The sequence below is a fragment of the Pseudomonas sp. FG86 genome, from assembly GCF_057808775.1.
On record NZ_JBMDIS010000168.1, the window covers coordinates 1 to 4935 of the forward strand.

The following is a 4935-nucleotide window of genomic DNA, read 5'->3' on the forward strand; positions in this document are numbered from 1 at the left end:
GCGCTCTTATTGGGGCTGCTTCGCAGCCCAACGCGGGGCAAGCCCGCTCGCCACAATAAGCCCGCTCGCCACAGGTTACTGTTTGCGCTGCTCCGGCATCTCCCGCTTGGGCCCGAACATCGCCCAGGCAATCAGCCCCAGCAGCGGCACGAAAATCAGAATGACCAGCCACAGCCCCTTGGTCTCCCAGCCACTGGTACTGCGCAATACGATATTGATCGCCCACAATTCCAACAGCAGCAGAATCACCGCCAACGCGATCCAGATATATTCAATTTGCATGGTTCACCTCCTGAGGTCCATGCATTAGGTCAAGCATCTACCCCGAGGGTTCCATCGGATTTCGTGCAGCCGCTCACGCCCAACGGTTATGGCGCACTGGAGCCCCCCTGACCCAACCTCCGCTCCCTTCTTACTGGAAATGCCAAACGCTCAGGACGACCGGGTGTCCCTGCAGGCGTAAACCCAGTTGGCAATCTTCCAGTGCCTGGCCACCGAGAACTTCAAACACCGGAAAGTCAGGACGGTGTAATGCAACCCGCTGAGGGCCCGACCATGCAAGCTGCACGATAAGCCGACGCCTAAAACATACTCAACTAACTGATTAATAAGAAAATTTACCAATCAGCCATGTTGGTACAGCTGATGCAATATCCCACTGGACGAGGCGCGCATGTCGACGCGCCCGAGCGCTATCCGTGAGGTTTCAACATGAATGCCATTGACCTTCTCAAGGCTGACCATGAACGCGTCAAAGCACTGCTGACTCAACTGAGCGAATCCACCGAGCGTGGCGTCAAGAAGCGCACCGAATTGCTGGCCAAACTGGAGATGGAAATCAGCCTGCACACCAAGCTGGAGGAAGAGATTCTGTACCCGGCCTTCCGTAAAGCCGGTGGCAAGGAACAGGACATCATGTACCACGAAGCCAAGGAAGAGCACCGCACAGTCGATGCCCTGGTATTGCCCGACCTGAAACAGACCGAGCCTTCCACCACTGAGTTTTCCGGCCGCGTCAAAGTGGTCAAGGAGCTGCTGGAGCACCATATCGAAGAAGAGGAAACCGAGATGTTCCCTCAAGCGAAGAAGCTGTTGGGCAAAGCTGTCCTCGAGGAGCTAGGCGCCGAAATGGAAGCCATGAAAGCCGCCTACAAAAAGTCGATGCAGACTAAACCCCTCGCAGCCTGAGCACTGTGGCCCCTGACGGCTCGTCCGCGGCGGCGGGCTCCGGGGTAACGCCCCAATCGCCATGTTCGTACCAGTCATCACCGATCATCTCGGCCGGGTGCATGGTACGGTCGGCACCGTTGCCGCAGGCCAGGTCGGTGGCGGCGCAATAGCGGTCGCACCCCCAGCAGATGCGCTCGGGGTGCTTGGGGTGCAGTGGAAAAGGCTTGGCCATGACGAGGTTCCCTACCGGCGAACGATAGGTCCAACCTACGCCGATCACAGGTGCCTGGCCTTGACCGATATCAAGCCTGGCCAACATGAAATATCATCGAAACTTGACAAGAATCATTATTATTTACCCCTGACCTTCCTAGACTCGGGCTCTCTCCCCTCACCCGTCAGGAAGCCTCCATGCGTATCCCTTCTGCACTGCCCCTCATCCTGCTGTTGTCCACTTCTGCGGCGTTCGCCAAGGAATATCCCATCGGCGAACCGCAACACTGCCCAGGGCTGGAAATCGGCGCGGTGTATCTGCAACCCATCGAGATGGCCCCCGCCGGCATGATGCGCGCCACCGCCGATTCCGACGTGCACCTGGAGGCCGATGTACGCGCCACGGCGGACAATGCCCAAGGCTTCCAGGAAGGCAGTTTCGTGCCCTACCTGAACCTGTCGTTCTCCCTGAAAAAACAAGGCAGCGAGACGCCGATCAACGGCGACTTCCACGCCATGGTCGCCAATGACGGGCCGCACTATGGCGACAACGTCAAGCTGCAAGGCCCTGGCAAATACACCCTCACCTTCAGCGTATTGCCGCCCACCGGCCACCACTCCCTGGGCCGCCACACCGACAAGGAAACCGGCGTCGCGCCCTGGTTCGAACGCTGCGAAGTGCATTACGAATTTGTCTACGCCGGTATCGGCAAAAAAGGCGGCTACTGATGCGCCGCGCCCTGCTGCTGAGCAGCGTGCTGCTGAGCGGCACGGCCCTGGCGGCGCCGTTGCCCACGTATGAACTGAGCCTGCAAGACGGCCATTTCGACCCGCCGCAATTGGTGGTCAAGGCCGATGAGCGCTTCAAGATCGTGCTCAACAACATAGGCCAAGGCCCGGCCGAATTCGAAAGCACGCCGTTGCGGGTGGAGAAGGTGTTGTCCCCTGGCGTGACCACTTTTGTGGTCATCCATCCGCTCAAGCCGGGGGTGTACCCGTTCTTCGACGAATTCAACCCACAGTTGCCCGAAGGCAGCATCCTCGCGCAATAGGAGCCGTTGATGAATCAATCGATGTTTATCGTCTGGCGTGAAAGCGTCGAGGCGTTGTTGGTGATCGGCATTCTCCAGGTGTGGATCAGCCGCCAGGCCGAACACTCACGCCTGGCGCGTTTCCTGTGGGCCGGGGTGTTGCTCGGGCTGCTGTGCTCCACCGGGTTGGCCGGCTTGATGCTGTGGGCCGGCGAAGCCATGAGCGGCCCCCAGGGTGAATGGGCACAAGCGGCGCTGACGCTACTGGCCAGCGGCTTGATGGTGCAGATGGTGTTCTGGATGCATCGCCACGGCGCCACGCTCAAACACAGCTTGGTGCGCGAGGCCGATCAGCGCCTGGCCCGCCAGGGTGGTTGGGGGGTGCTGTTGTTAGCGCTGTTAGCAGTCAGCCGCGAAGGCAGTGAAACCGTGGTGTTTTTGTATGGCGCCGGGGCGCGCCTTAACGGTCCGGCACTGAGCCTGTTCGCCATCGGCGGCCTGTTGGGCCTGGTACTGGCGGGCCTGACGGTGGTGCTGCTGCGGGGCAGTCGACGCTTTATCTCCTGGTCGCTGTTTTTTGCCCTCAGCGAAGCACTGCTGTTGCTATTGGGTGGGGCCTTGCTGGTGGCCGCCGTGGACCGTATCAGCGGACAACTGCTGGGCATGGACCTGCCCGAATGGGTGTATGGCGCCTTCGGTGAAAGCCGCTGGGACAGCAGCGCCCTGCTCAGCGACAGCCACGGTCTGGGGTCGCTGCTGGCCGATTTTGCCGGCTACCGTGCCGCACCGAGCCTGGTCACCGTGCTGGTGCTGCTCGGCTATTGGCTGTGGGTCGGCAACGGCCTGCGTCGCTCGCGGCCAGCGACATGACCTGGCTGCAGCGCCTGGGCGATGGCATGCGGCGCCATGGGCGGTTAATCCGTACCGTGCAATGGCTGGTGGTGCTGGTTTACGCCGTGCTGTTGGTGTTGCCGGCGCTGCTGCCCTTGCCGGGCAGCCAGGCGCGCCTGGTGAACAACCTGACACTGCTCGCGCAATTTATCTTCTGGGGCCTCTGGTGGCCGTTCGTGTTGCTGTCGATGGTGCTGTTCGGGCGCCTGTGGTGCGGGGTGCTTTGCCCAGAAGGTTCGTTGAGCGAATGGGCCAGCCAACACGGGCGCGGCCTGGGCATTCCGCGCTGGGTGCGCTGGGGCGGCTGGCCGACGCTGGGCTTTTGCCTGACGACCCTGTATGGCCAGTTGATCAGTGTGTATGACTACGCCCAGGCCGCCTTGCTGATCCTCGGCGGCTCGACCCTGGCGGCCATGGTCGTCGGCCTGTTGTTCGTGCGCGGTAAACGCGTGTGGTGCCGTTACCTGTGCCCGGTCAGCGGCGTCTTCGCCCTGCTCGCCCGCCTGGCGCCGGTGCATTTCGCGGTGGATGAGCAACGCTGGAAGGCCAACACCGCACCGCGCCTGCCGCTGCCCAACTGCGCGCCGCTGCTGGATATCCGCCGCTTGCAAGGGGCCAGCGAGTGCCATGCCTGTGGCCGTTGCAGCGGACAACGCGGGGCCGTGCAATTGATCGCCCGGTCGTGCAATACGGAGATCCTTCAGGCACCTCGCCAACCCGGCTCGGCATGGGATGCGCGCCTGTTGTTGTTTGGCGTGATCGGCCTGGCAATGGGGGCGTTTCAATGGACGGTCAGCCCATGGTTTATCGCGCTCAAGCAAACCCTGGCGACGTGGCTGGTGAGTCATGACTGGCTGTGGCCCCTGCAAGACACTGCGCCCTGGTGGCTGCTCACTCACTACCCGCAACTCAATGACAGCTTCAGCTGGCTCGATGGCCTGTGCATCGTGCTGTACCTGTGTGGCAGCGCACTGTTGTTCGGTGGTGGCTGCTGGCTGCTGCTGCGCCTGGCTGCCTGGGTGGCGGGGGATCGCGCACTGTTTCGGCCCTTGGCGCTGACACTGACGCCCCTCGGTGGTGCGGGGTTGTTCCTGGGGTTGTCGGCGACCACGGTGAAGTTGCTGCGTTATGAGGGGTTGGGGTTGGGTTGGGTGCAGTCGGCGCGGGCGGTGTTGCTGGTTGGGGCGGTTGGGTGGTGCTTGTGGTTGGGGTGGCGGCAGCTTCGGGGGGTTGGGTGGGGGTTACGTGGGGGGGCTTGGTTTTTTGTGGTGTTGAGTAATGGGTTGGTGGGGGTTGGGTGGTGGTTGCAGTTTTGGGGGTGGGGTTGATTGGGGGGCGGGTCTGGGTCCGTGTACATATCCGTTGCTGCGGTAACGGCGGCTGGCGGGTTGGTGTACATATCCGTTGCTGCGGGAACGGCGGCTAGCGGGTTGGTGTACATATCCGTTGCTGCGGGAACGGCTACTGGCGGTTCCGCCCTTACGGCGGGTCACTTTGGAAAAGAGCCCCAAAGTAACCAAAGGGCTCTTGCCCCACCACTCGGTGCCTCGCCTAGGCTCGGCATGCCCTCACTCCGGCTTGAATCCGTGGGCCGCCGTCATGGGCCATCCCTGGCCCAGGACGGCTAACC

Annotated in this window: 7 protein-coding genes; 5 read left to right on the top strand and 2 right to left on the bottom strand. The window is 62.0% G+C overall.

What is annotated here, in order from left to right; genetic code table 11:
* Positions 1-75 precede the first annotated feature (75 nt).
* Entirely contained in the window at positions 76-282 is a 207-nt protein-coding gene (locus ACODSV_RS35935) for a PLD nuclease N-terminal domain-containing protein (RefSeq protein ID WP_069076380.1), read from the bottom strand.
* Between the two features lie 429 nt (positions 283-711).
* Here ACODSV_RS35935 and ACODSV_RS35940 point away from each other — a divergent pair, with 429 nt between their 5' ends.
* Positions 712-1188, top strand: coding sequence for a PA2171 family ribosome-binding persister protein (locus ACODSV_RS35940; protein ID WP_024075046.1), 477 nt, complete (start codon positions 712-714; stop codon positions 1186-1188).
* On the opposite strand, the gene ACODSV_RS35945 is transcribed toward ACODSV_RS35940, so the two are convergent.
* Positions 1169-1402 carry a DUF3079 domain-containing protein gene (locus tag ACODSV_RS35945; protein WP_041161182.1) on the bottom strand — a complete coding sequence of 78 codons (234 nt, stop codon included), beginning with the start codon at positions 1400-1402 and terminating at the stop codon, positions 1169-1171. The genes ACODSV_RS35940 and ACODSV_RS35945 overlap by 20 nt on opposite strands.
* A 179-nt stretch (positions 1403-1581) precedes the next feature.
* Between ACODSV_RS35945 and ACODSV_RS35950 the strand changes: the two genes are divergently transcribed.
* Genes ACODSV_RS35950 through ACODSV_RS35965 form a run of 4 tightly spaced genes read left to right on the top strand, consistent with a single transcriptional unit; the run spans position 1582 to position 4633 of the window.
* The gene (locus ACODSV_RS35950) at positions 1582-2112 is read left to right on the top strand and encodes an iron transporter (protein ID WP_102625767.1); all 531 of its coding nucleotides are present in this window, start codon (positions 1582-1584) and stop codon (positions 2110-2112) included.
* On the top strand, positions 2112-2435 hold the full coding sequence (locus tag ACODSV_RS35955; protein WP_150056026.1) for a cupredoxin domain-containing protein: 324 nt from the start codon (positions 2112-2114) through the stop codon (positions 2433-2435). The genes ACODSV_RS35950 and ACODSV_RS35955 overlap by 1 nt, the downstream gene beginning before the upstream one ends.
* Before the next feature lie 9 nt (positions 2436-2444).
* Positions 2445-3284, top strand: a complete 840-nt coding sequence (locus tag ACODSV_RS35960) for an FTR1 family iron permease (protein ID WP_150056025.1) — start codon at positions 2445-2447, stop codon at positions 3282-3284.
* Positions 3281-4633 (top strand): 4Fe-4S binding protein, encoded by a 1353-nt coding sequence (locus ACODSV_RS35965; protein WP_150056024.1) that lies wholly within the window; start codon positions 3281-3283, stop codon positions 4631-4633. Before ACODSV_RS35960 ends, ACODSV_RS35965 begins: the two co-directional genes overlap by 4 nt.
* Positions 4634-4935: the final 302 nt, after the last annotated feature.